The sequence below is a fragment of the Rathayibacter sp. AY1F6 genome (genome assembly GCF_002932035.1).
In the GTDB taxonomy this organism is placed as follows: domain Bacteria; phylum Actinomycetota; class Actinomycetes; order Actinomycetales; family Microbacteriaceae; genus Rathayibacter.
In genome coordinates, this window is sequence record NZ_PSVD01000002.1 from 108,568 (window position 1) to 129,234 (window position 20,667).

The following is a 20,667-nucleotide window of genomic DNA, read 5'->3' on the forward strand; positions in this document are numbered from 1 at the left end:
TCGCGCTCGTCCCCCTCCTCCGCCCCGAAAGGACCTCATGGCCTCCTCGAAGACGCGCACCGCCCCGTACCGCTGCTCGGAGTGCGGGTGGACGACCGCGAAGTGGGTAGGCCGCTGCGGCGAGTGCCAGCAGTGGGGCTCCGTGATCGAGAGCACCGAGCGCACCGGCCTCGTCCGCGCGGTCGCCGCTGTGGCTCCGGCCGCCGGCCGCATCGCGCGGCCCATCACCGAGATCGAGACTACGTCGGCGGCGCACCGCCCCACCGGCGTGGGCGAGCTCGACCGCGTGCTCGGCGGCGGGATCGTCTCCGGTGCGGTCGTGCTCCTCTCGGGAGAGCCCGGCGTGGGCAAGTCGACCCTCCTGCTCGAGGTCGCGAGCCGCGCCGCCGCCGAGGGCCAGCGGGTCCTCTACGTCAGCGCGGAGGAGTCGGCCGCGCAGGTGCGCATGCGGGCTGAGCGCACCGGCGCGATGCACGACAGCCTCTTCCTCGCGGCCGAGACCGACCTCGCCACCGTGCTCGGCCAGATCGACGAGGTCCGGCCGGACCTGCTCATCGTCGACTCGGTGCAGACGGTCGCGAGCGACACCGTCGACGGCCTGCCCGGCGGTCCCAGCCAGGTCCGCGAGGTCGCCGCGACCCTCATCCGCGTCTGCAAGGAGCGGGCGCTCCCCCTCGTGCTCGTCGGACACGTCACGAAGGACGGCTCCATCGCGGGGCCGCGCCTGCTCGAGCACCTGGTCGACGTGGTCTGCCACTTCGAGGGCGACCGGCAGACGGCGCTGCGCTTCGTCCGCTCGCTCAAGAACCGCTTCGGCCCGACGGACGAGGTCGGCTGCTTCGAGATGACCGCCGAGGGCATCGCCGAGATCCCCGACCCGAGCGGTCTGTTCCTCAGCCGCACCCGCTTCCCCACCCCGGGCATCTGCGTCACGGTCGCGATGGAGGGACGCCGCGCACTCCCCGTCGAGATCCAGGCGCTCGTGATCGCGAACGACGGCGAGCACCCCCGCCGCGTCACGAACGGAGTCGACGCGTCCCGGGTCGCGATGATCCTCGCGGTCCTCGAGCGGCAGGCGGGCATCCCCCTGCGGCGCTGCGACGTCTACGTGTCGACCGTCGGCGGCGTGAAGCTCATGGAGCCGGCGGCGGACCTGGCGATCGCGGTCGCCATCGCCTCCGCCCACGCCTACACGCCGCTGCGGCCCGGGATCGCCGCGTTCGGCGAGATCAGCCTCTCGGGAGACATCCGGCCCGCCTCCGGAGCGAAGCAGCGCGCCTCCGAAGCGACACGACTCGGGCACTCCTCGCACCTCGACTCCAGCGCCTTCACCCTCTCGAGCGCGATCACCCACGCGCTCGTCCCCGTTCCCGAGCGCATCCGTCCGGAGCGGGTGCCCACGCACTGACGGCCGCGTCCCCGGCACGCTGCACACGCACCCGTCCACCGCTCGGAGCCGCCGGCGCCCCCGTCCACCGCATGGTCGAGGATCGCCACCGGAGGCGAACACGGGCTCGATGGGCACTGCCCGACAGCTCCGCCCGACCACGCGCGCGTCCGCTCCGCCGCGGCCGCCCGTCGCAGCCTGCCCCTAGACGCCGCCCCCGCCGCCGCCTCCGCCGCCCCCGCCCGAGCTGCCACCGCCACCCGCGCCGCCGCTCGAGGAGCTCGACGAGGATCCGACGTAACTCGACGTCGACGACGAGAACGAGGACACGCTGCCGGCGAAGGCCGCCGCGTGGAAGCCGTTCGGTCCGGAGTACCAGACCGGCTCCTCGCCGGTGCGCTCGTAGGCCGACGCGAGCTCCGCCGACCACTCCTTCTCGAGACCGAAGAGCACGGCCCACGGCAGCAGGCGCTCCGTCACCTCGACCACCTCGACCGGTCCGACCGTGCGCCGATCCGCCCCGCGGGGCGACTGCAGCATCGCGATCCGGTCGGCCTCGGCCAGGCGGATGTACAGCTCGAGCCCGCGCAGATGGTCGCGCAGCTCCGCGCCCGCGGCCGTCAGCGGCACCCTCGAGACCAGGATCGTCCCGACGACGGCCGCGACGATCGCGACGAGCATCAGCACGAGCGGGAGCGCTCCGCCGAAGGAGCGGGTCATCAGGAGGATCGCGCCCAGGAAAGCGGCCATGACACCCAGCAGCAGCGGGACGATCACGAGCACGCTGCCGCCGATCGTCCCGGCCTTCTTCAGTCCCGCCTCGGTCACCCGGTTGCCCAGCGCGGTCCGGAACTGTCCGACGGCCTTGCCGAACTCCTTGTCCTTGCCGGAGAGCTCACGCACCGTCCCCGGCACCCGGCCGAGGGCGATGTCGAGGAACTCACGGTCGTCGGAGGCGAGGGGCCGCGGGCGTCCCGCGCGACGCGTCGGCGTCGTCGCAGGGTCGAGCACCCGCACGGCGTACTCCTGCTTCCGCCCCTCCCCCGTCTCCTCGATGCGCACGAAACCGCGGACGGCGGCGTCCAGGAGTCCGGCCGCGGGGGCCTTCGACGTCTTCCGCAGCAGCGCGGCGGAGAGGAACAGCCCCTCCGCGGGCGGATCGTACTCGGCGACGACGGTCGGGCGGCCGGGAGCGTCGCGGAGCACGGTCCGGCGGCGGTGCACGGCGAGCGCGAGGCCGATCAGGACCGCGGCGAGGCCGCCCAGCTGCACCCAGGACCAGCCGGAGGCGAGGTAGCGGTCGTCGCGCGGCGTGAAGGTCCCGGGAGCGAAGCCGATCGCCACGGTCACGTTCTCCCCCGGAGCCAGCGACTCCCCCGACGCCGTGACGACCGCGCCGTCGCGGCCGATCGGGCAGGGCGTCGTCGAGCCCTCCGGCCCCCGGTAGCAGCTGACGGTCCCCGTCGCGGCGGAGGCCAGCGAACCGGCGAGCTCGACGCGCACGTCGTAGCGGTCGAAGGACTGGCGCCAGCCCGTGCCGTTGACGTCCCAGTAGAACTCGTCCTCGCCGCTGCGCGTGCCGGATCCAGGCAGGGTCGTGTTGTGCTGCGTGTAGGTGAAGACATAGGTCTGGCTGCCGCTGACGAACTCGTCCGCCGCGCTGGTGACCAGGAGGAAGCCGTCCTCGCGCTCGGTGTCGACCGGCCGCGACGCCCCGTCGCCGTCGGTGACGGACACCAGGTCGACGTCGGTCGGGTGCCCCTCGTAGTCGAGCGGGATCGCGCGCTGCATGCCGCGGTTCTGCGACGGCGGGAACTCGGCGACGAAGGTCTCGACAGTGGTCAGCGTCGAGCGGCCCTCCTCGTCGCGGTCGAGGCGGAAGTCGGCCGAGTACTCCGAGAACCGGAAGCCGTCCACATCCGCGCGCACGACACCCGCGACGGGCTGCGCAGCCGCGACGGGCTGCGGAGCCGCCACGGCCTGCGCCGCCGCCCCACCGACCAGCAGCGGGACCGCGAGGGCCACGGCCGCCGCGCGCCGCGCGACCACCCCCGCCCGGCCGGTCGAGGCGGACAGGATCGTGCCGAGCAGCCCCCACATGCCTGCGATGCTACGCGCCGACGCACGCCCGGCACGTCCCCCGGGCGGACTACTGGAGCAGGAACTGCGTGGGCGAGCCCGAGGGGATGCCGGCGACCGACACCGACAGGTTGTAGGCGGCGCCGCCCGCCTCGACCGCCTCGCGTCCGCCGGAGCAGGTGTCGGCGGAGGAGCGGGTGCGGTCCCACGTCAGCGCGCTGCCCATCACCGAGCGGCCCGCCTGGAGGAGCACCGGCAGATCGGCCGCGCCGGTCTGGCAGTCCGTGGAGGTCCAGATCTGCTCGGAGCCGCTCGTGATCGTGAAGACCTGCTTGCTCGTGCCCGCGTCGATCACGCAGTCGGTGCTCGAGATGTTGGCCAGCGAGAGCGAGAGCTGCGGATCCTCGCCGGGCGCGTAGCTCGTGGCGTCCGTGACCGCGGTGACGGCGACGGAGTCGGCCGTGCAGGCGGGTGCGGCGCCGGGCGTCGCACGGGGCGAGGTGGTCGGGTAGAGCGTCGGCAGCACGACGGTCGGCGTGGGGCTCGACGCGGCGTCGGAGCCGGTCATCCGCGGGAGCAGCGACAGCACCACCGCCAGGCCCGCGACGATGACGACCAGCGCGAGCAGCACTCCGGCGCGGCGTCGCCGGTAGACCCGGGAGGGCAGGCGGCGGGGCGGCGGAGTCACCGGGACAGGCTACGACGTGGCGGCGGTCAGAGCGTCTTCAGCATGCGGGTGTTGCCCAGCGTGTTCGGCTTCACCCGTGCGAGATCGAGGAACTCGGCGACTCCCTCGTCGGGAGAGCGGAGCAGCTCGGCGTAGATCTCGGGGTCGACGACCTTCTCGCCGATCGGCTCGAAGCCGTGGCGGGCGAAGAAGTCGACCTCGAAGGTGAGGCAGAACAGGCGCTTCAGGCCGAGCTCGCGCGCGTCGTTCTCGAGGCGCTCCAGGATGTGGTGGCCCACACCCCTCCCGAGCCAGTCCTGCGCGACCGCGAGGGTGCGCACCTCCGCGATGTCGTCCCACATCACATGCAGCGCACCGCAGCCGATCGCCGTCCCGTGGCCGTCCTCGGCGATGCGGAACTCCTGCACGGCGCCGTAGAGCACCACGCGGTCCTTGCCCAGGAGGATGCGCTCGTTCACGAGCGGCTCGCTCAGCTCCTGGATGAAGGGGACATCGCTCGTGCGCGCGCGGCGCACCGGGTACTTCCAATCGGCCATTCGACAAGCCTAGGCCGCACCGGGCGCGGGATCCTGCGAGCAGGCGCCCACCCCCGGACGACGACGTGCCCGCCCCCTCGCGAGAGGGGACGGGCACGGGGTCGTTCGGCAGCCTGCTACGACATCAGGTCGGGCGTCGCCGGGCCGGCCGTGGCTGCTCCGGTGGACGCGCCGGCGCTGATCGAGATCAGACGCGGGGTCGTGGTGAAGACGAACCTGTTGTCGGCGAAGTCCACGTGGATGTGGTCTCCGGCGCCGAGCTCGCCGTGCAGTATCCGCTCGGACAGCTGGTCCTCGATCTCGCGCTGGATCGCGCGGCGCAGGGGGCGCGCACCGAGGGCCGGGTCGAACCCGACCTCGATCAGGCGCTCCTTGGCCGGCTGCGTCAGCTCCACCGTCATGTCACGGTCGAGCAGGCGGTCGCCCAGGCGCTTGATGAAGAGGTCGACGATCTGGAGCAGCTCGGGCTTCGACAGCTGCGGGAAGACGATGACGTCGTCCACGCGGTTGAGGAACTCGGGCTTGAAGTGCTTCTTGAGCTCCTCGTTGACCTTGCCGCGCATGCGGTCGTAGCCGGTGGCGTTGTCGCCCTCGATCTGGAACCCGACGGGACCACCGGCGATGTCACGAGCACCGAGGTTGGTGGTCATGATGATGACGGTGTTCTTGAAGTCGACGACACGGCCCTGGCCGTCGGTCAGTCGACCCTCCTCCAGGATCTGGAGAAGCGAGTTGAAGATGTCCGGGTGCGCCTTCTCGATCTCGTCGAAGAGGACCACGCTGAACGGCTTGCGGCGCACCTTCTCGGTGAGCTGGCCGCCCTCCTCGAAGCCGACGAACCCGGGAGGGGCGCCGAACAGCCGCGAGACGGTGTGCTTCTCGCCGTACTCCGACATGTCGAGCGAGATCATCGCGTTCTCGTCGTCGAAGAGGAACTCGGCGAGCGCCTTGGCCAGCTCGGTCTTCCCGACGCCCGTGGGGCCGGCGAAGATGAACGAGCCCGAGGGGCGCTTGGGGTCCTTGAGGCCCGCGCGGGTGCGGCGGATCGTCCGCGAGAGGGCCGCGATGGCCTCCTCCTGGCCGATGACGCGCTGGTGCAGGGCCTTCTCCATGAAGACGAGCCGCGAGGACTCCTCCTCCGTGAGCTTGAAGACCGGGATGCCCGTCGCCTGGGCGAGGACCTCGGCGATCAGGCCCTCGTCGACCACGCCGGTGGCCTTGACGTCGCCCGACTTCCACTGCTTCTCGAGGCGCAGGCGCTCACCGAGCAGCTGCTTCTCCTCGTCGCGGAGCGACGCGGCCTTCTCGAAGTCCTGGTCCTCGATCGCGGCCTCCTTGGCGGAGCGGACCACGGCGATGCGGTCGTCGAAGTCGCGCAGCTCCGGCGGCGCCGAGAGGATCGACAGGCGCAGGCGTGCGCCGGCCTCGTCGATCAGGTCGATCGCCTTGTCGGGGAGGAAGCGGTCGCTGATGTAGCGGTCGGCCAGGTTGGCCGCCGAGACGATCGCGCCGTCGGTGATGGACACCTTGTGGTGCGCCTCGTAGCGGTCGCGCAGCCCCTTGAGGATGTTGATCGTGTGGGGCAGCGACGGCTCCGCGACCTGGATCGGCTGGAAGCGGCGCTCGAGAGCGGCGTCCTTCTCGAAGTGCTTGCGGTACTCGTCGAGCGTGGTCGCCCCGATGGTCTGCAGCTCGCCGCGGGCGAGCAGCGGCTTGAGGATCGAGGCGGCGTCGATCGCGCCCTCAGCGGCCCCTGCGCCGACGAGGGTGTGGATCTCGTCGATGAAGGTGATGATGTCGCCGCGGGTGCGGATCTCCTTCGTGACCTTCTTCAGGCGCTCCTCGAAGTCACCGCGGTAGCGGGACCCGGCGATGAGTGAGCCGAGGTCGAGCGTGTAGAGCTGCTTGTCCTTCAGCGTCTCGGGCACGTCGCCGCGCACGATCGCCTGGGCGAGGCCCTCGACGACAGCGGTCTTGCCGACGCCGGGCTCGCCGATCAGGACGGGGTTGTTCTTGGAGCGGCGGGAGAGGATCTGCATGACCCGCTCGATCTCCTTCTCGCGCCCGATGACCGGGTCGAGCTTGTTGTCGCGCGCCGCCTGGGTGAGGTTGCGGCCGAACTGGTCGAGGATCTGCGATCCCCCCTGAGGCTGCTGCTGCTCACCGCCCACGGCGACCTGCTCCTTGCCCTGGTAGCCGGAGAGCAGCTGGATGACCTGCTGGCGCACGCGGTTCAGGTCGGCACCGAGCTTGACCAGCACCTGAGCGGCGACGCCCTCGCCCTCGCGGATGAGGCCGAGCAGGATGTGCTCGGTCCCGATGTAGTTGTGGCCGAGCTGCAGCGCTTCGCGCAGGGACAGCTCGAGGACCTTCTTCGCCCGAGGCGTGAAGGGGATGTGGCCGGTCGGCTGCTGCTGCCCCTGGCCGATGATGTCCTGCACCTGCTCGCGCACAGCGTCGAGCGAGATCCCGAGGGACTCGAGCGCCTTGGCGGCCACTCCCTCGCCCTCGTGGATCAGGCCGAGCAGGATGTGCTCCGTGCCGATGTAGTTGTGATTGAGCATCTTGGCCTCTTCCTGGGCCAGGACGACGACGCGCCGCGCGCGATCGGTGAATCTCTCGAACATGCTGTCACTCCCTACAGAACCCGCAGGGGTGGGCTCCGATACGTCGACTGTAACCAGCGCTCCCCCCGGTGAGCAGGCCTGTTCGCCCTGGGCGTGCACGCGATCCGGGAGGGGTGCGGGCGGCGGTCCCGTCCACCGGTCCATGCGAAGGCATACACTTCCCGCATGAGCAACCTGGAGGAGCATCCCGACGAGCTCCCCGTCGCCGCGGAGCCGGTCCCTCGCGAGTCCGGCGCGGTCGAGATCCTGGCGGCGCGGCTCGTCCCGCTCGGCGGTCCACGTGCGATCGAGGTGCGCCGCACCCTCCCCCAGCGCTCGCGCTCGACGATCGGCGCATGGTGCTTCGCCGACCACTACGGCCCGGTTCGGCTCGGCGAGGAGGCCGGGATGGACGTCCCGCCGCACCCGCACACCGGCCTGCAGACCGTGAGCTGGCTCTTCGAGGGCGAGATCGAGCACCGCGACAGCGTCGGCAGCCTCGCCGTGGTGCGCCCGGGCGAGCTCAACCTGATGACGGCCGGACGCGGCATCTCGCACTCGGAGGTCTCGACCGGGGGCGCGCCCGTTCTGCACGGGGTGCAGCTCTGGGTCGCGCTGCCCGAGGAGGCGCGGCTCGTCGATCCGTTCTTCGAGCACCACCGCGGCGTGCCCGTGGAGCTGCCCGGCGCGCTGGTGCGCGTCTTCGTCGGAGGGATGCTCGGCGCGTCGGTGCCCGCGAGCGCCTTCACTCCGCTGGTCGCCGCGCAGATCGACCTCGAGCCGGGTGCCCGGGTCGAGCTGCCGGTCGAGGAGTCGTGGGAGTACGGCGTGCTCGTCGACGCCGGCCCGGTGGCGGTCGAGGGCGCGGACGTCCCGCGCTCGGACCTCGCCTACTTGGCGCCCGGCCGCTCGCACCTGATGCTGACCGCCGGGGACGCGGGCGCCCGCGTGGTGCTGCTCGGCGGCGAGCCGTTCGCCGAGGAGCTGGTGATGTGGTGGAACTTCGTCGGCCGCAGCCACGACGACGTGGCGGCCGCCCGCGCGCGCTGGCAGTCCGACGTGATCGCCGGGGCGGATCCCGCGGGACCGTTCGGCACCGTCGACGGGTACGGCGGACGCGCGCTCCCCGCGCCCGTGCTGCCGACCGTGCGCCTGAAGCCGCGCCGCCGGGCCTGAGCCGAGACCGTCAGGCCGAGGCGCTCCGAGGCAGGGCCCACGACGCGGGAGCGCGGAAGTCGCGATGATCCCGCTCGACCACCGCGACTCCCGCGCTCCCACCGGCGCGTCAGGACGCGTCCGGCTCCTTCTTCGCGGCGGCCTTCGCCGCGGCCTCGCGATCGGTGGCCTCGGCCGTCTCGCGGAAGGCGCGGCGCGGATCCTGCAGCGCGCTCATCGGCGAGAGGTCGCGCGGAGTGACGGCGTCGACGAGCCAGCCCGTGATGATCCGCCACTTGCGGTCCAGAGTCGGCATCGCCGCTCCGTGGTAGGCGCGGTGCGCGAGCCAGGCGGGGAGGCCGCGCAGCTTCACGCCCTTGATCAGGCCCGCGCCCTTGCCGATGCCGTACTCGGCGACGGTCCCGACGGAGGCGTGGCGGTACTCCTCCACGGTGCCTCCGGTGAGGTCGGCGATGATGTTGCGCGCCAGGAGCTTGGCCTGCCGGACCGCGTTCTGCGCGTTCGGCGGGTAGTACGCGGGCTGCTTCTCACTGGTGAGGTCCGGCACCTGCGCGCCGTCGCCGGCCGCCCAGGCGCCGCCCACCGGCTCGCCGTCCTCGCGGATGACCCGCAGGCGCGCATCCGCCATGACGTGGCCCTTCGGCCCGCGGGGCGCGTCGGTCGCGTCGAGGATCGGGTTCGGCTTCACGCCGGCGGTCCACACGATCGTGGCCGTCGGGATGCGCTCGCCCGAGGAGAGCTCCACGACGCCGTCCTCGCAGGAGGGCATCGTCGTCTTCAGGTGCACGTGCACGCCGCGCGAGCGGAGGTGGTCGAGCGTCCACTTCGAGAGCTCGGGACCGACCTCGGGGGCGACCCGGTCCAGCGCCTCGACGAGGTGCCAGGTGACGTCGCCCATCGAGAGGGAGGGCTGTGCGGCGAGGGTCTTGCGGCTGAGGTCGAGCAGCTCGCTCAGCGCCTCGACGCCGGTGTAGCCGCCGCCGACGAATACGAAGGTGAGCAGGCGCCGGCGCTCGGCGGGATCGGTGGTGAGCGCCGCCTTCGCGATGTTCTCGATGACGCGGTCGCGCAGGTGCGCCGCCTCCTCCACCGTCTTGAAGCCGATGCCGTGCTCGGCGAGACCCGGTGTGGGGAACGTGCGGGTGACGGCTCCGAGCGCGAAGACGACCTGGTCGAACTCGATCGTGCGGGTGGAGCCGTCCATCGCGGCGACGGTGGCGCTGCGCTCGGCGAGGCTCACGCCGGTGATCGCGCCGCGGATCACGCGGGTGCGCTTGAGCGCGGAGACCAGCGGCACCGTGACGTGGCGCGGCTGGACGTGCCCGCCGGCGACCTCGGGCAGCAGCGGCTGGTAGGTCATGTAGGGGTTCGGCTCGACGACGGTGACGTCGATCGGCGCCTCCCCCCGTCTCTTCTCGAGGCCCCAGGCCGTGTACAGGCCGACGTAGCCGCCGCCGAGGATGAGGATGCGCGTCGTACGGGATGCCGTCATGTCCGTTCCCTTCTCGAACCCGGCGCCGGGCAGGCGGAACCGGATGGTGCTGAGGACGCTCCGACGCTACGCGGGGCGCGGCGGCCCGCACAGGGACTTGCGCGACGAATCGGTCCCGCGCTTCCTCCACCTGCGGGCGGACGGGAGCCGCGCTACTGCAGCGCCGAGGTGAGCCGCGCCAGGTTGTCGAGCAGGGTCGAGCGGAGCGGCTGCTGCCGCCACTCGCGGAGGGTCAGCTCACGGGAGTGCTCGCGGTAGTCCTGCTGCACCTGGCGCAGATCCTCGACGAACTCCGAGCCGCGCACCATGAGCGAGACCTCGAGGTTGAGCGTGAAGGAGCGCATGTCCATGTTGCTCGAGCCGATCACGGCGACGTCGTCGTCGATCGTGAAGTGCTTCGCGTGCAGGATGGTCGGCTTGCGGTACATCCAGATGCGCACGCCCGCGGTCAGCAGCGTCTCGTAGTACGAGCGCTGGGCGTGGTAGACCACGGCCTGGTCGCCGATCTCGGAGACGAAGAGCTCCACGTGCACGCCCCGCCGGGTCGCCGTCGTGATCGCGTAGAGCATCGCCTCGTCTGGCACGAAGTACGGGCTGGTGATGATGATCGACTTCTGCGCCGAGTAGAGCAGCGTCAGGAACAGCCGCAGGTTGTTCTCGCCCTCGAACCCCGGCCCGCTCGGCACCACCTGGCAGTCGATCGTGTCGCGCTGCTGCAGCGCCTCCATCGGCTCCGACTCCCGCAGGAGCAGCTCGTCGGTCTCGCTGTACCAGTCGGTGATGAAGATGGCGTTGATGCCCTGCACCACCGGCCCCTCGAGGCGCACCATCAGGTCGTGCCAGTGCAGGCCGCGACGGATGTTGCCGCGCTTGTTGTAGCTGGAGTCGACGACGTTCTGCGAGCCCATGAAGGCCGCGTTGCCGTCGACGATCAGCAGCTTGCGGTGGTTGCGCAGGTCCGGCCGCTGGTACTGCCCGCGCCACGGCCGCACGGGGAGCATGTACGACCACGAGGCGCCCGCCCGCTCGAGGGCGCGCAGCCGGCGGTGGGTGCCGCTGTAGTAGCCGGGCACGCGGATAGACGCGATGTGGTCGAGGAGGATCCGCACCCGCACCCCGCGGGCCACCGCGCGGTCGAGCGCGTCGAAGAAGGGCGCGGTGGTCGAGTCGGCGGCGAGGATGTAGAACTCGCAGTGCACGTACCGGCGGGCGCGATCGATCTCGGCGGCCATCGCGCGGATGGTCTGCTCGTAGTCGCCCTGGAGGCGCGCGTCGTTCCCGCCGACCAGCGGCATCGCGCCGAGGTTGCGGTTGAGGGTGACCACCGACTCCAGCCACTGCGGCCACGGGTGCTCCCGGGCGACGCGGTCGATGCCGTCGGTCGACTCCAGGATGAACCGGTTGATCTCCTGCTGCTTCCGGCGGCGCTTGCGCGGCAGCCGGTAGCTCCCGATGAAGAGGAACAGCAGGATGCCGACGTACGGGATCAGGAAGATCGCCATCAGCCAGGCGAGGCCGGTGGTCGGACGGCGGTTCCGCGGCACGACGATCACGGCGATCACGCGGACCACGAGCTCGACGACGACGGCCGCGATCGGGAGGATCACGGCCCAGTCGGGTGCGGGCACCGCGCCTCCTCGTTCGTCGTGCGGAGCCGCTCAGCGGGCGCGGGAGGCACCCGCGCGGCGGCGGTGGTCAGGAGGCGTCGCGGGGAGGCAGGCCGCGGCGCTCGCGCTCGCGGGCCTCGATGCGGTCGTACGCGCGGCGCTCGTTGCGGTCCGAGCGGATGAGGGCGCGCATCACGAACCAGAAGATGGCTCCGACCGTGATCGTCGGCACGAGGGCCCACAGCCCCTGGTTCCACAGCTCCCAGTCCATGCGGCGATCCTACCCGCGGCACCGGCGCGGGAGCCGTGAGCCCGGAGGCCCGTGCGCCCAGCGGCCTTCGCGGGCGCTGGGCGCTACTGGCTCTCGACCGACTTGTTCAACGCCGCGGCGTCGGAGTTGAGGCCCTCCAGCTCCGAGCGCAGGCCGTCGTACACGGCGATGTCCGCGTCGATGGCGGCCCGGGTGGCGTCGACGGCCTGGCTGCGGGCGAGCAGATCGGCGCGCTCCGTCTCGAACTCGGCCGTCGATCCGAAGTCGCCGCTGTCGGCGCGCGAGTTGAAGTCGTCGATCTCGACGTTGAGCGCGTCGTACTCGGCGTTGTTCGCGTCGACCCGCGCCGTGAGGTCGGCGTACATCGTCTCGATCCGGGAGACCAGGTCCTCGATGCGGTTCTCGAGATCGGTGAAGACCGCCTCGTAGCGGGCGTTCAGGCCCACGACGACGGAGCGGTCGTCGAAGAACTCGGCGTAGTGCGCCTCGAGCGCCGGCGGCAGGTCGGCCACCTCGGTCCCCAGGATCGAGTGCAGCTCGTTGACGCGCTCGCCGAGGCCGCCGGTGCGGTACAGCTCGAGGCGCTCGGCGATCGTGCCGTCCTGCGGGAGGGTCTCGTACGCGGCCTCGAGCTCGTCGCCCAGCTCGGCCTGCTCCTCCGCGTCGAGCCGCACCCACGCGGCGTGCAGCATCTCGTGGGCCGCCGTGACGTCGCGGATCCCGTCGAGGTCGGGATTGGCGACGTCCGAGATGTAGATGCTGGTGCCGGTGTAGCAGCCGAGGACGATGTCGTCGGAGGCGCCGTAGCCGCAGAGGTCGTTGAAGCCGGCGGTCGGCTCGACCGACGGGCTCGACGCGTAGTAGAGGGCGCGGCCGCGGTCGGACATGGCGGTCCGCTCCGCGAAGCCGGCGATCGTGGGGTCGGGCGTGAACGCCTCGGCCGCCCGCCGGTCGGCCAGCGCGGTGCCGACGTCGCCGGAGGAGGTGAGGACGCTCGCGGCGACCGCGGTCCCCACTCCGAACTGCGCGATCGTGAGGACGCCCGCCGCGACGGCCGCGACGATGCTCGATGCCCTGACCATGTCTCCCCCTCGGCTCCCGCGACCCTACTTGACGAGCGGGAACAGGATCGTCTCGCGGATCCCGAGGCCGGTGATCGCCATCAGGAGGCGGTCGATGCCCATGCCCATGCCGCCGGTGGGGGGCATGCCGTGCTCGAGGGCGCGGAGGAAGTCCTCGTCCAGGCGCATCGCCTCGTCGTCGCCGGCGGCGGCCTGGCGGGCCTGCTCGACGAAGCGCTCGCGCTGCACGACCGGGTCGATCAGCTCGGAGTAGCCGGTGGCCAGCTCGAAGCCGCGGACGTAGAGGTCCCACTTCTCGACGACGCCCGGGATGCTGCGGTGCGCGCGCACGAGCGGCGAGGTGTCGACGGGGAAGTCCATCACGAAGGTCGGACGCGTCAGGCCGCCCTTCACGAAGTGCTCCCACAGCTCCTCGACGTACTTGCCGTGCGTGGGGACGTGCACCTCGACGCCCTCGCGCGCGGCGAGGGTCTCGAGCTCGGCGAGCTCCGTCTCCGGCGTGATCGCGATGCCGGCCGCGAGCGACAGGCTCTCGTACATCGAGATGCGGTCCCACCGGCCGCCGAGGTCGAACTCGGTGCCGTCGGCCCAGGTGACCACGTGCGAGCCCGCGACGGCCTGCGCCGCGTTCTGGATCAGCTCCTGGGTGAGGTCGGCGATCGAGTTGTAGTCGCCGTACGCCTGGTAGGCCTCGAGCATCGCGAACTCGGGCGAGTGGGTGGAGTCGGCGCCCTCGTTGCGGAAGTTGCGGTTGATCTCGAAGACCCGGTCGATGCCGCCGACGACCGCCCGCTTGAGGTAGAGCTCGGGCGCGATGCGCAGGTACAGCTCGGTGTCGAACGCGTTCGAGTGCGTGGCGAAGGGGCGGGCGGAGGCGCCGCCGTGCATCACCTGCAGCATCGGGGTCTCGACCTCGAGGAACTCGTGCGAGGCGAAGGTGTCGCGGAGGGAGGCGTTCACGCGGGCGCGGGTGACGACCGTCTCGCGGGCCTGGGGGCGCACGATCAGGTCGAGGTAGCGCTGGCGCATCCGGGTCTCGTCGCCGAGCTCGTTGTGCAGGTTCGGCAGCGGCAGGATCGCCTTCGCGGCGATCGTCCACTCCGACACCCACACGCTCAGCTCGCCGCGCTTGCTCGAGACGACCTCGCCCTCGACGAAGAGGTGGTCGCCCAGGTCGACGAGCTCCTTCCACGCCGCGAGCGACTCCTCGCCCACGTCGCCGAGCGAGACCATGGCCTGGATCCGCTCGCCGTCGCCGGCCTGCAGCGTCGCGAAGCAGAGCTTGCCCGTGTTGCGCTGGAACACCACGCGGCCCGCGAGGCCGACGCGCTCGCCGGTCTTCATGTCCGGCTCGATGCCCTCGTGGCGCGCCCGGACGGCCGCGATGGTGTCGGTGACTCCGACCGCGACGGGGTAGGCGCCGGCGCCGAGGTCGTCGCCTGCGAGCTCGAGCAGGCGCTCGCGCTTGGCGAGGCGGACGGCCTTCTGCTCGGAGGCCTCCTGCTGCGCGGCCCGCTCGGCGGCGGCCTGCTCGGCGTCGGACTGCTCGGCGGCGGGGGTCGTGGTCTCGGGGGCGTCAGGGGTGTCGGCCATGAGGGGTCGCGGTGCTTTCGGTTCGGGGCGGACGGCCGCGATCAGGCGAGCAGGATCGGGGCGTTGTCGAGGAGGCGGGTGGTGCCGACGATCGCGGCGACGAGCACGAGTGCCGGGCCGCGGTGGTCGGCGTCGACCGGGAGGAGCGTCGCGGGATCCACGACGACGAGGTAGTCCAGCTTAACGAGCGGCTCGGCGTGCGCGACGGCCTCGGCGGCCTCGATCGCCGCGGCGGCACCGCGGTCCGCGGCTCCCGTGGCGGCCGCGAGGAGGCGCGGGAGCACGAGGCCCGCGTGGCGCTGGTCCTTGTCGAGGTAGCGGTTGCGGCTGGAGCGGGCGAGCCCGTCCTCCTCCCGCACGATGCCGACGCCCTCGATCGCGACGGGCAGGTCGAGGTCGCGGACCATGCGGCGCACGAGGAACAGCTGCTGGGCGTCCTTCTGCCCGAAGACCGCGACGTCCGGCTGCGCGATGCTCAGGAGCTTGGCGACGACGGTGAGCATCCCGTCGAAGTGGCCCGGCCGCGCGCGCCCCTCGTAGAGGCCGCCGACCTCGCCCGCGACGACCCTCGTGGAGGACGGCCCGTCGGGGTACATCTCGGCGACTCCCGGAGCGAAGAGGAGGTCGGCCCCGGCCGCGTCGAGCAGGGCGGTGTCGCCCTCGAGGTCGCGCGGGTAGCGGTCCAGGTCCTCGGTCGGACCGAACTGCAGCGGATTGACGAACACCGACACGACGACGACGTCGGCCAGCTCGCGCGCCCGCTCGACGAGGGCGAGGTGCCCGGCGTGCAGGGCGCCCATCGTCGGCACGAGCGCGATGCGCCGACCGGCCCGCCGCGCCTCCTGCAGCCGCTCGCGGAGGTCGCCGATGCGGTGGACGGTGCTGATCACCCGACGATGCTACCGGCGGTCCCGCGGCCGCCGGGGCCCTCGGCACCGGGACGCCGTGCTCCTCCGCGAGGCACCGCCTCCCGAGCGGCGTCCCACCCGGGGAGCGGCGTCACGAGCGGCACCGCGCGTCAGCCCGCCGCGCGGCGCAGGGCGTCGTCGACGGAGGAGCGGACGAGGCTGGAGAGGAAGAAGCCCGGCTTCTCGACGCCGATGCCCGCCAGCAGGCCCGCCGCCTGGTCGACGATCGCGGTCGAGAAGGTCGTGGCGGTCGAGACGGCCTCCGCGTAGGCGGCGCGGTCCGACTCCGCCACGGTCACCGGCTCCCCGCCCATCTCGACCACCAGCGCCTGCGCGATCGGCAGCACCGGGCCCGGCGCCGACACGGCGAAGTAGGTCTCGGCGAGGCGCGCCAGGTCGAGGCTGGTGCCGCCGAAGGCCATCGCCGGGTGGACTGCCAGGGGGATGACCCCGGAGGCGAGCGCCGGCGCGAGCACCCCGTAGCCGTGCTCGGGTGCCGTGTGCAGCACCAGCTGGCCGGGCTGCCACGCTCCGGTCGCGGCGAGACCCGCGACCAGGGCGGCGATCTCGCTCCCGGGGACGGCGACGATCACCAGCTCGCTGCGCTCGATGAGCTCGGGGATCGCGAGCACGGGGACTCCGGGGAGCAGCGCGTCGGCGCGCTCGCGGCCGCTCTCGCTGGTGGTGGCGATACCGATCACGGCGTGGCCGGCCCCGGCGAGCGCGGCACCGAGCACCGGGCCCACGCGTCCGGCACCGATCACGCCGACGCCCAGGCGTCCGTCGCGGCGGTTCTCAGGCATGCGGTTCCCCCTCCGGAGCGGGCCAGTCGGGCAGGGCGGGTGCGGCCGCCCGCCGCCCCCACTGGTGGCTCGCGTCGCGGTCGGCGGCCCGCACTCCGGCCGTCGCGAGGCTCTCGAAGAAGGCGAGTCCGTCGGCTGCGCTCATCACCGGCACGAGCGGAGTGACGGGGCCGGCCACTGTGTGCACGCGCGCCGAGGCCAGCCCGAGCAGGCGCTGGAGCGGTCCCTGCTGGACCCCGACGCTCTGCATCCGCGCCAGGGGCACCACGGCGACCCGCCGCCAGACCGCTCCGCTGCGCAGGATCGCGACCTCGTCCGTCAGCCGGTACCCGGTCCTCCGGAACGAGAAGGGGCGGAGCCACACCGCCGAGCGCGGCGCCCGGGTGAAGCCGGCCGCGTCGCGGTGCCGGAGCGCGTCTCCGACGGGCGTCGACTCCGCTCCCTCGGCAGGTCCGGGCAGCAGGAGGGCGAGGACGCGCTCGACCGCGGCGAGGTCGCCCACGGGCAGGATCGTGGTGTTCGGCTCGCCGTTCGCCCCGCGGGAGGCCGCGTGGCCGGCGCGGTCGATCCGCACCTGCCACCAGCCGAAGGGGCGCCAGAGCAGCGGCTGCGTGATCTCGACGGCGTGGATCCGGCCGGGCGGGATCGTGTCGCTGCTGGTCGAGAGCACGCCGTAGCCGACCCGCACTCCGTCGGGCGTCGCGGCGATCGAGTACCGGAGCGAGCGCACGAACTGGCGGACGTAGTAGCTGCCCGAGCCGATCAGGCCCGGCAGGATCGCGAAGAGCACGTAGGGCGAGCCGTAGACGGCGACGAACACCACGGCGACGACCGAGACGGCCAGGAACAGCGTGAAGCCGCTGAAGACGAGCGAGCCGAGGAGCCGGCCCGGCGGGATCGAGACGACCGACTCGGGCGGCGTCTCGTCCTGAGGCTCGCCGAACTCCTCCAGCCGGCGCGCCAGAAACCCGCCCGCCGGAGCCGCACCGTCGACCGTCGCCTCCCGCTCGCGCACCCCGGACGCGAGCCGCAGGATGTCGCGGCGCAGGGCGTCCACCAGCCGCGAGCCGAGGTACGACAGCTGGACGTTCGCGTCCTGCCCGGCCACGCTCACCTCGAGCTTCGCGGCCCCGAACAGCCGGGCGAACAGCGGACGCTGCACCGCGATGCCCTGGATGCGGTCCAGCCGCGCCCGCCGGTTGGTCCGGAAGAGCACGCCGGAGCGCACCTCGACGACCTCGTCGGTGATGCGGAAGGTGTGCATCCGCCAGGACAGCCAGAACGCGAAGACGGCGACCGCCAGGCCCACCGCGACCGCCAGCAGCGCCCAGCCGACGAGGCCGCGGCGCAGCAGCTCGTCGACCGGATCGCCGCTCTCGAAGCCCTCCGGCCCGGGCAGGAACAGCTCGACCAGGCGCTCGCGGAGGTTCGTGATCACGATGCCGAGGACGACCAGCAGGCCGATCCCGCCCTTGAGGACCGGGGTCGCGGGATGGAGGCGGTGCCACTCCCCGTCGGCCAGGTCCGTCTCGACGGCGCGGAGCTCGGTCACAGGCCGGCCCGGCGCGACTCGGCGAGCTCGACCAGGCGGTCGCGGAGCTCCTCCGCGTCCTGCTCGGCCAGGCCCGGGATGCTGACGCCGGTAGCCGCGGCGGCGGTGACGAAGCGGAGGTCGGCGAGGCCGAGCGCCCGGGCGAGCGGCCCGCGGTTGACGTCGATGAGCTGCATCCGCCCGTACGGCACCGACACGAAGCGCTGGAACATGATGCCGCGGCGGAAGAGGAGGTCGTCCTGGCGCAGGAGGTAGCCGTAGGCGCGCGCACGGCGCGGAGCCACGATCAGGAGGGTCACCGCGAGAGCGGCCGCGGCGGCCAGCGGGATCCAGCCCCACGGCAGGCCGATCAGCATCAGCACCACGGGCACGGCGAGCAGCAGCACGCTCGACACGACGGCCGACACGATCTCGACCGCGACGTACCGGGGCGAGACGCGGCGCCACTCCCCCGTGATGTCGAGGCGGTCCCGCCGGCGTCCCCTCGCGTCGCGGCGGGTCGTCGGCGACGCGTCCTCGGGCTCGGCGGGCATGGCGTCGTCCTCACTGCCCGCGGCGATCCGGGCGTCGGCGTCAGGCGTGGTTCACCTCGCCGACGGCGCTGTCGTCGTCGTCGCTCGGCGGGATGGTGCACAGGTGCTCGGCGACCAGGCCGGCCACCAGCAGGACGAGCGCACCCACGATGGTCGCGACGTCCTGCCACACGGAGCCTAGCGAAGGGATCGCACGGCTCAGCAGGTACACCAGGATGCCGCCGGAGGCTCCGAGCAGCAGAGCACCGACGTGGCTGGACGCCTTCGCCAGCACCACGACGCGCATCGCCCGGAACGGATCGATGGCCCGGCGCAGCGTGCCCTTCGTGGCGCGGTGGATCGGCACGGCGAAGCCGAGCACGAGGGCGGCGACCACGATCAGGGTCAGCGGAACCGTCAGCGGCGGGATGAGCACGGGGCGGCCGGCGGCGGCGATCGCGAGGTCGAGGAGGAACCCCGCGACGGCCCCGGCGAGGCCGAGTCCGAGCAGGGTGCTGATGCGGGTGCGCCTCACGGGGTCCTGCTCTCGGGGTCGGCGGTGCTGCCGCGGGCGGAGTCGCGCCCCGGCCAGGTCAGCCCGGCCGGGTGGTCGGTCACGCGGTCGGTCGCCCGTGCGCGCAGCTCGGCCACGGGTCCGGCTCCGGGAAGGACCGCCGCCGGCTCGGCGTCGAGCCAGGGCTCGAGCACGAAGGCCCGCTCGGCCGCCCGCGGGTGCGGGAGGGTCAGGTACGGGTCGTCGCGGAGCACGCCGCCGACCGCGATCACGTCGATGTCGAGGGTCCGGTCGCCCCAGCGCTCCTCGCCCTCGCCGCGGATCCGGCCGCCGGCCGATTCGATCGCCGCCGTCGCCGCGAGCAGGTCGTCGGGCTCGAGGACGGTCGAGCCGGTCACGACCGCGTTGAGGTACCCGGGCGCGTCCTCGTCGACGCCCTCGGGCTTCCACGCGGGCGACTCGACGACCTTGGACACCGCCTCGATGCGCAGGCCCGGCGTCGTGGCGAGGGCCCGCAGCGCCTCCTCGAGGTGCGCCAGGCGGTCGCCGAGGTTGCTGCCGAGCGCGAGCACGACGTGGCGCACCGGGCGGACGCGCTCCTGCCGCGGCCTCACGAGCGGGTCCTCGTGATCTGCACGGCGACGTCCTCGAACGGCAGCGGAATCGGCGCGTCCGGCTTGTGGACGGTGATGCGGACGACGTCGGCGGCGGCGAAGCCCAGGGCGACCCGGGCGAGGCGCTCGGCCAGGGTCTCGATGAGGTCGACCGGGTCGCGGGTCACCGCGTCGGCCAGGGCGATCGCGAGCTCGCCGTAGTGCACCGTCTCGGCCAGCGCGTCGCCCTCGGCCGCCGGCGCGGTGTCGAGCCAGACCGTCGCGTCGATCACGAAGTCCTGTCCGTTCTCGCGCTCGAAGTCGAAGACGCCGTGGTGCGCGCGCACGCGCAGCCCGGTGAGGGTGATGGAGTCGCGCACGGCGAGGGCGGCGGGGTCGATCGCGGTCACGGGGTCTCCTCCTGGAGTCGGGCGGCGAGGGCCAGGGCACGGGCGGACGAGCGGACGTCGTGGACCCGGACGCCCCAGGCGCCGTGCTCGGCGGCGATGAGGCTCAGCATGGCGGAGACCTCGTCGCGCTCGGCGGCCGGGGCGCCGGCGGGGGCGAACGGAGCGAGGAACCGCTTGCGCGAGTGGCCGACCAGGACCGGGAAGCCCAGCGAGACGATCGCGTCGAGCCCGGCCAGCAGCGCCCAGTCGTGCGCGCCGACCTTCGCGAAGCCGAGGCCGGGGTCGAGCAGGAGGCGGTCATCCCGGATCCCGGCCTCACGGGCGGCGTCGACGCGGCGCTCGAGCTCGCCGCGGACGTCCGCCACCACGTTGCCGTAGGAGGCGAGAGCGGTCATGCCCGCGCTGTGCCCGCGCCAGTGCATCGCGATGTAGACGGCGCCGCGCTCGGCGACGAGCGCGAGCATCCGCGGATCGGCGAGGCCGCCGGAGACGTCGTTGACGACGACGGCGCCGGCATCCAGGGCGGCCTCGGCCGTGGCGGCGCTCATCGTGTCGATGCTGACGCGCACCCCCTCCGCGGCGAGGGCGCGGACGACGGGCAGCACGCGGCCCTGCTCGGCGGCGGAGTCGACGCGCGCCGCATCGGGACGGGTGCTCTCGCCGCCGACGTCGACCAGGTCCGCGCCGAACGCGGCGGGTCCGTCCCCGGCGGGCCGGGTCAGGTCGAGGCCGTGGCGGACGGCGTCGTCGACGGACAGCCAGCGGCCGCCGTCGCTGAACGAGTCCGGAGTGACGTTGAGGATCCCGAGGAGCGCGGCGCGGCCTGTCGGCGTGAGGTCGGCGACGGTGGTGGCCACG

19 protein-coding genes are annotated in these 20,667 nt (G+C 72.9%); 2 read left to right on the forward strand and 17 right to left on the reverse strand.

Annotated features, from left to right (window positions below; all coding sequences use genetic code 11):
- The first annotated feature begins 37 nt into the window (after positions 1–37).
- Positions 38–1,408 (forward strand): DNA repair protein RadA, encoded by a 1,371-nt coding sequence (gene radA, locus C5C44_RS02680; RefSeq protein ID WP_104224086.1) that lies wholly within the window; start codon positions 38–40, stop codon positions 1,406–1,408.
- Positions 1,409–1,591: 183 nt separating this feature from the next.
- Here the strand turns inward: radA and C5C44_RS02685 are convergent, their stop codons facing one another.
- The 4 genes from C5C44_RS02685 to C5C44_RS02700 form a co-directional block, all read right to left on the reverse strand.
- Positions 1,592–3,487, reverse strand: a complete 1,896-nt coding sequence (locus tag C5C44_RS02685; RefSeq protein ID WP_104335233.1) for a DUF2207 domain-containing protein — start codon at positions 3,485–3,487, stop codon at positions 1,592–1,594.
- A 49-nt stretch (positions 3,488–3,536) separates the two neighbouring features.
- Positions 3,537–4,154 carry a hypothetical protein gene (locus C5C44_RS02690; RefSeq protein ID WP_104335234.1) on the reverse strand — a complete coding sequence of 206 codons (618 nt, stop codon included), beginning with the start codon at positions 4,152–4,154 and terminating at the stop codon, positions 3,537–3,539.
- A gap of 26 nt (positions 4,155–4,180) precedes the next feature.
- Positions 4,181–4,690: an amino-acid N-acetyltransferase gene (locus C5C44_RS02695; RefSeq protein ID WP_104335235.1), complete on the reverse strand. Its 510-nt coding sequence runs from the start codon at positions 4,688–4,690 to the stop codon at positions 4,181–4,183.
- Between the two features lie 116 nt (positions 4,691–4,806).
- The gene (locus C5C44_RS02700) at positions 4,807–7,317 is read right to left on the reverse strand and encodes an ATP-dependent Clp protease ATP-binding subunit (protein WP_104234294.1); all 2,511 of its coding nucleotides are present in this window, start codon (positions 7,315–7,317) and stop codon (positions 4,807–4,809) included.
- A 165-nt stretch (positions 7,318–7,482) separates the two neighbouring features.
- On the opposite strand from C5C44_RS02700, the gene C5C44_RS02705 reads away from it, so the two are divergent.
- Positions 7,483–8,472 carry a pirin family protein gene (locus C5C44_RS02705; RefSeq protein ID WP_104335236.1) on the forward strand — a complete coding sequence of 330 codons (990 nt, stop codon included), beginning with the start codon at positions 7,483–7,485 and terminating at the stop codon, positions 8,470–8,472.
- Positions 8,473–8,581: 109 nt separating this feature from the next.
- On the opposite strand, the gene C5C44_RS02710 is transcribed toward C5C44_RS02705, so the two are convergent.
- The 13 genes from C5C44_RS02710 to folP form a co-directional block, all read right to left on the reverse strand.
- Positions 8,582–9,964: an NAD(P)/FAD-dependent oxidoreductase gene (locus tag C5C44_RS02710; protein WP_104335237.1), complete on the reverse strand. Its 1,383-nt coding sequence runs from the start codon at positions 9,962–9,964 to the stop codon at positions 8,582–8,584.
- Positions 9,965–10,116: 152 nt separating this feature from the next.
- A complete protein-coding gene (gene cls, locus C5C44_RS02715; protein ID WP_104224093.1) occupies positions 10,117–11,592 on the reverse strand; it encodes a cardiolipin synthase in 1,476 nt (491 codons plus the stop codon).
- Positions 11,593–11,659: 67 nt separating this feature from the next.
- The gene (locus C5C44_RS02720; RefSeq protein WP_104224094.1) at positions 11,660–11,842 is read right to left on the reverse strand and encodes a hypothetical protein; all 183 of its coding nucleotides are present in this window, start codon (positions 11,840–11,842) and stop codon (positions 11,660–11,662) included.
- A gap of 83 nt (positions 11,843–11,925) precedes the next feature.
- Positions 11,926–12,924: a hypothetical protein gene (locus C5C44_RS02725; RefSeq protein WP_104255539.1), complete on the reverse strand. Its 999-nt coding sequence runs from the start codon at positions 12,922–12,924 to the stop codon at positions 11,926–11,928.
- 24 nt (positions 12,925–12,948) lie between these two features.
- On the reverse strand, positions 12,949–14,517 hold the full coding sequence (lysS, locus tag C5C44_RS02730; RefSeq protein ID WP_104335238.1) for a lysine--tRNA ligase: 1,569 nt from the start codon (positions 14,515–14,517) through the stop codon (positions 12,949–12,951).
- A gap of 41 nt (positions 14,518–14,558) precedes the next feature.
- A complete protein-coding gene (gene panC, locus C5C44_RS02735; RefSeq protein WP_104335239.1) occupies positions 14,559–15,407 on the reverse strand; it encodes a pantoate--beta-alanine ligase in 849 nt (282 codons plus the stop codon).
- Positions 15,408–15,535: 128 nt separating this feature from the next.
- A complete protein-coding gene (locus C5C44_RS02740; protein WP_104335240.1) occupies positions 15,536–16,228 on the reverse strand; it encodes a Rossmann-like and DUF2520 domain-containing protein in 693 nt (230 codons plus the stop codon).
- Positions 16,221–17,780 (reverse strand): PH domain-containing protein, encoded by a 1,560-nt coding sequence (locus tag C5C44_RS02745; protein ID WP_104335241.1) that lies wholly within the window; start codon positions 17,778–17,780, stop codon positions 16,221–16,223. The genes C5C44_RS02740 and C5C44_RS02745 overlap by 8 nt, the downstream gene beginning before the upstream one ends.
- Positions 17,777–18,313, reverse strand: a complete 537-nt coding sequence (locus tag C5C44_RS02750; protein ID WP_104234302.1) for a PH domain-containing protein — start codon at positions 18,311–18,313, stop codon at positions 17,777–17,779. Before C5C44_RS02750 ends, C5C44_RS02745 begins: the two co-directional genes overlap by 4 nt.
- A gap of 40 nt (positions 18,314–18,353) precedes the next feature.
- On the reverse strand, positions 18,354–18,827 hold the full coding sequence (locus tag C5C44_RS02755) for a DUF3180 domain-containing protein (protein ID WP_104226009.1): 474 nt from the start codon (positions 18,825–18,827) through the stop codon (positions 18,354–18,356).
- The gene (folK, locus tag C5C44_RS02760; RefSeq protein ID WP_104335242.1) at positions 18,824–19,420 is read right to left on the reverse strand and encodes a 2-amino-4-hydroxy-6-hydroxymethyldihydropteridine diphosphokinase; all 597 of its coding nucleotides are present in this window, start codon (positions 19,418–19,420) and stop codon (positions 18,824–18,826) included. The genes C5C44_RS02755 and folK overlap by 4 nt, the downstream gene beginning before the upstream one ends.
- Positions 19,417–19,809, reverse strand: coding sequence for a dihydroneopterin aldolase (gene folB, locus C5C44_RS02765; RefSeq protein WP_104347803.1), 393 nt, complete (start codon positions 19,807–19,809; stop codon positions 19,417–19,419). Before folB ends, folK begins: the two co-directional genes overlap by 4 nt.
- Positions 19,806–20,666, reverse strand: coding sequence for a dihydropteroate synthase (gene folP / locus C5C44_RS02770; protein WP_104335243.1), 861 nt, complete (start codon positions 20,664–20,666; stop codon positions 19,806–19,808). The genes folB and folP overlap by 4 nt, the downstream gene beginning before the upstream one ends.
- Position 20,667 lies beyond the last annotated feature (1 nt).

What these genes read in the sequence shown, in the direction of transcription:
- radA (WP_104224086.1), top strand. Translation starts at nt 38, where the DNA reads ATGGCCTCCTCGAAGACGCGCACCGCCCCGTACCGCTGCTCGGAGTGC.
- C5C44_RS02685 (WP_104335233.1), bottom strand. Translation starts at nt 3,487, where the DNA reads ATGTGGGGGCTGCTCGGCACGATCCTGTCCGCCTCGACCGGCCGGGCG.
- C5C44_RS02695 (WP_104335235.1), bottom strand. Translation starts at nt 4,690, where the DNA reads ATGGCCGATTGGAAGTACCCGGTGCGCCGCGCGCGCACGAGCGATGTC.
- C5C44_RS02700 (WP_104234294.1), bottom strand. Translation starts at nt 7,317, where the DNA reads ATGTTCGAGAGATTCACCGATCGCGCGCGGCGCGTCGTCGTCCTGGCC.
- C5C44_RS02705 (WP_104335236.1), top strand. Translation starts at nt 7,483, where the DNA reads ATGAGCAACCTGGAGGAGCATCCCGACGAGCTCCCCGTCGCCGCGGAG.
- C5C44_RS02710 (WP_104335237.1), bottom strand. Translation starts at nt 9,964, where the DNA reads ATGACGGCATCCCGTACGACGCGCATCCTCATCCTCGGCGGCGGCTAC.
- C5C44_RS02720 (WP_104224094.1), bottom strand. Translation starts at nt 11,842, where the DNA reads ATGGACTGGGAGCTGTGGAACCAGGGGCTGTGGGCCCTCGTGCCGACG.
- C5C44_RS02725 (WP_104255539.1), bottom strand. Translation starts at nt 12,924, where the DNA reads ATGGTCAGGGCATCGAGCATCGTCGCGGCCGTCGCGGCGGGCGTCCTC.
- lysS (WP_104335238.1), bottom strand. Translation starts at nt 14,517, where the DNA reads ATGGCCGACACCCCTGACGCCCCCGAGACCACGACCCCCGCCGCCGAG.
- C5C44_RS02740 (WP_104335240.1), bottom strand. Translation starts at nt 16,228, where the DNA reads ATGCCTGAGAACCGCCGCGACGGACGCCTGGGCGTCGGCGTGATCGGT.
- C5C44_RS02750 (WP_104234302.1), bottom strand. Translation starts at nt 18,313, where the DNA reads ATGCCCGCCGAGCCCGAGGACGCGTCGCCGACGACCCGCCGCGACGCG.